Below are 3,508 nucleotides of genomic sequence, written 5' to 3'. Positions count from 1 at the left end.
GCGCCGGTGCAGCAGGGGTGCGTGGGCGCCGGCACGGGCGCCGCGGTGGGGCCGCTCAAGGGCGGCGTCGGCAGCGCGAGCGCCGTGCTCGGCTCGGGGATCACGGTGGCCGCGCTGGTGGTGGCCAACGCGGCCGGTTCGGCGATGGATCCGGAAACGGGGGTGTTGTACGGGGAGTTGTTCCAGGGCCGGGTGAACCACCCGGAGGCCAAGGTCCACGAGGCGGCTCGCGAGCGCCTCGCCGAGAGCGCGGCGAAGAACGGGCGCCCTCCGATGAACACCACGCTCGCGGTCGTCGCCACCGACGCCGATCTGTCCAAGGCGCAGGCGCAGAAGCTGGCCGGCACGTCCCACGACGGCATCGCACGCGCCGTGCGTCCGGTGCATCTGCTCAACGACGGGGACACGGTGTTCACGCTGGCGACCGGCGCGCGGACGCTCGACGCCGCGAATCCGCTGGCCCTGAACGAGGTTCTCGCGGCGGGCGCGGACCTGGTGACCCGGGCGATCGTCCGCGCCGTGCGCGCCGCCGGTTCGGTGGACGGGGCGGGCGGGGTGTGGCCGTCGTACGGGGAGTTGTACGGCAGCGGGTGAACCGGGGGCGTGGAGCGGGCGGACCGCGGGTAGCGGCACTTGATCTGCGGTTTTTCCCGAACTCGCGGGGCTGTTCGGGAACTTCTGGCACGGCCCGTGCGTTTTGTCTGCGTACGTTTTCTCGGTTCCCGGACATGATGTCCGACCGAGGGGCTACGGTATGCACCCACAAGGTGACATGCAGCAACGCCGGGAGAAGCCTTGAGCGTTCCGTACGAGACGGCAGCGTACGAACCACCCGAGTCGCCCGAGTCTCCGGAGGAGCATCTCGCGCGACTCCTCGGCCGCGCCCTGAACAGCTTCGAGCTGCCGGACGAGACCATACGACGGCTCGACTGCGCGCTGGCGTACGACGGTTCGCTGTACTCCGCGCACCACAGCGCCGGTCTGCACCGCGAGACCTATCGGCACACCTGGCTGCTCGCCGACGGTTCGGCGCTCACGCTGTGGGAGCTGGTGCACAACACCACGCCGGGCGGCGCCGCGCAGCACGAGGTGTATGCCGACGAGGAGGAGCTGCGCGCCGCGACGGTGGGGCTGCCCCTGCCGCAGGAGGCACCGGACTTCGAGCTGCCGGTGACGGTGCAGTTGTCGCCGATCCCCGCGCCCCGGCACGCGTATGTGCCGGACGACTCGGCGGATCACGCCCGCCGGCTGCTGCGCCGCGCGGAGAACACGGACCGGCCGGACGCGCGGACGGCCGCGCTGCTCGCCACGGCGTTCGCGCACCAGATCACGCAGGCCTTCGGGCATCCGTGCCGCGCCGGACGCACAGGACTGTGCTTCTCGCTCTACGAGCACGCGTTCCTGCTGCGGGACGGCGAGGAGGTCTCCCTGTGGGAGGTCGAGCACACGGTGACGCCCGACGGGCGGCACATGTGCGAGGTGTACGGCAGCGAGGACGCCGCCCGGGACGCGATGGAGCGGCGGGCGGGGCAGGTCTTCTGAGGGGCCACCGACTTTGCCGCCGCACGGCTTCTCAGCGGCGTTCAGCGGCGTTCAGCGGCGGTTCAGCGGCGTTTGAGCTGTCGTACGAGACCGGCGAAGGCGGCCTGTTCCGCCGGGGTCAGTTCGACGTACTCGACGTAAGGGGCCGAGCGGCGCTGATGCACGAGGGCGCGCGGGCTGCCGCCGATGACCCGCGGCACCGGCCCGAAGTGGCCGCGCCGCGCGAGACTGATCAGGCCGAACACCCAGACGGCGGCGGCGAGGGCGAGGATCACCACGCCCAGCGACTGGAAGACGGAGACGTGCTCATCAGGCATGCGCTCCAGTAGACACCACGGCCCGGGACTTTCGTCCCGGACCGTGACGAATCTCGCATGCCGTACAGGTGCCGTACTTGCCCTTTTGCGCTCGTGATCAACTCACGGCACGCCAAAGGGACATGCGGGATCCCGCCGGTTACGCGGCCACCGGCTGCTTCGCCTCGGCCGTCGTTGCGGCCGTGCCGTCCGCCGGGCCGGGGGCCGTGGTTCCCGGGGCCGACTTGCGCATGCCCTTGAGGACCACCACCAGTGCCGTGGTGACACAGGTGCCGACCGCGATGGCGATCAGGTAGAGGAAGGGGTTGCCGATCAGCGGGACCACGAAGATGCCGCCGTGCGGGGCGCGCAGGGTGGCGTCGAAGGCCATCGACAGGGCGCCGGTGATCGCGCCGCCCACCATCGAGGAGGGGATGACGCGCAGCGGGTCGGCGGCGGCGAAGGGGATGGCGCCCTCGGAGATGAAGGAGGCGCCGAGCACCCAGGCGGCCTTGCCGTTCTCGCGCTCGGTCTGCGTGAAGAGCCTGCCGCGCACCGTCGTGGCCAGCGCCATAGCGAGCGGCGGGACCATGCCGGCGGCCATCACCGCGGCCATGATCTTCATCGCGGAGTCGCTCGGGTTCGAGACGGCGATACCGGCGGTGGCGAAGGTGTACGCGACCTTGTTGACGGGACCGCCGAGGTCGAAGCACATCATCAGGCCGAGCAGGGCGCCGAGCAGCACGGCGTTGGCGCCGGAGAGGCCGTTCAGCCAGTCCGTCATGTTCTTCTGGGCGGAGGCGATGGGCTTGCCGATCACGACGAACATCAGGAATCCGACGATCGCCGAGGAGATCAGCGGGATCACCACCACCGGCATGATGCCGCGCACCGGCGCGGGGATGCGCACCTTCTGGATGGCCATCACCACGCCACCGGCGATCAGTCCGGCGGCGAGCCCGCCGAGGAAACCGGCGTTGATGGTAAGGGCGATGGAGCCGCCGACGAAGCCGGGCACCAGGCCGGGGCGGTCGGCCATGCCGTAGGCGATGTAGCCGGCCAGTACCGGGACCAGGAAGGCGAAGGCGACGCCGCCGATCTGGAAGAGCAGCGCGGCCCAGCTGTCGCCCTGGGTCCAGATGAAGTGGTCCATGACCGACGGCGCCTTGTTGATCTTGTAGCCGCCGATCGCGAAGCCGAGGGCGATCAGCAGTCCGCCGGCCGCGACGAACGGGACCATGTAACTCACGCCGGACATCAGCCACTTGCGCAGCTTGGTGCCGTAGCCCTCGCCCGCCTCGCCGCCCCGCTCGACCGGGGTGGACGGCGCGGAACCGGAGGTGACCTCGCCGCGTTCCGCCTTCTCGCGGACCTCGGAAATCAGCTCGCCGGGACGGTTGATGCCGGCCTTCACGCCGACGTCGACGGTCGGCTTGCCGGCGAAGCGGTCCTTCTCGCGTACGGGGACGTCGTGCGCGAGGATCACGCCGTCCGCCGCCGCGATGACGGCCGGGTCGAGCCGAGTGAAGCCCGCCGAGCCCTGGGTCTCGACGGTGACCTCGACGCCCGCCTCGCGGCCCGCGTTCTCCAGCGACTCGGCCGCCATGTAGGTGTGGGCGATGCCGGTCGGGCAGGAGGTGACGGCGACGATACGGAAGGGCCGCGCGTCC

At 71.0% G+C, this 3,508-nt stretch carries 4 protein-coding genes; 2 read left to right on the top strand and 2 right to left on the bottom strand.

The window, feature by feature from the left end; translation table 11 throughout:
• On the top strand, nt 1-594 hold a 594-nt coding region (locus JYK17_RS26410), incomplete at its 5' end, for a P1 family peptidase (RefSeq protein ID WP_222811323.1).
• Between the two features lie 201 nt (nt 595-795).
• Nucleotides 796-1,542: a DUF6227 family protein gene (locus tag JYK17_RS26405; protein WP_128802181.1), complete on the top strand. Its 747-nt coding sequence runs from the start codon at nt 796-798 to the stop codon at nt 1,540-1,542.
• Between the two features lie 62 nt (nt 1,543-1,604).
• Here the strand turns inward: JYK17_RS26405 and JYK17_RS26400 are convergent, their stop codons facing one another.
• Together JYK17_RS26400 and JYK17_RS26395 are read right to left on the bottom strand one after the other, a co-directional pair.
• A complete protein-coding gene (locus tag JYK17_RS26400; RefSeq protein ID WP_108008436.1) occupies nt 1,605-1,859 on the bottom strand; it encodes a hypothetical protein in 255 nt (84 codons plus the stop codon).
• Nucleotides 1,860-1,998: 139 nt separating this feature from the next.
• Nucleotides 1,999-3,508, bottom strand: a 1,510-nt coding sequence (locus tag JYK17_RS26395; protein ID WP_222811322.1) for a PTS fructose transporter subunit IIC, incomplete at its 5' end; no start/stop codon positions are given.

Source organism: Streptomyces plumbidurans (genome assembly GCF_019857225.1).
Classification (GTDB): Bacteria; Actinomycetota; Actinomycetes; order Streptomycetales; family Streptomycetaceae; genus Streptomyces; species Streptomyces plumbidurans.
This window is presented reverse-complemented; position numbering and strand designations above follow the sequence as displayed.

Excerpts from the sequence above, each read along its gene's own strand:
- JYK17_RS26400 (WP_108008436.1), bottom strand. The coding sequence starts at position 1,859 with ATGCCTGATGAGCACGTCTCCGTCTTCCAGTCGCTGGGCGTGGTGATC.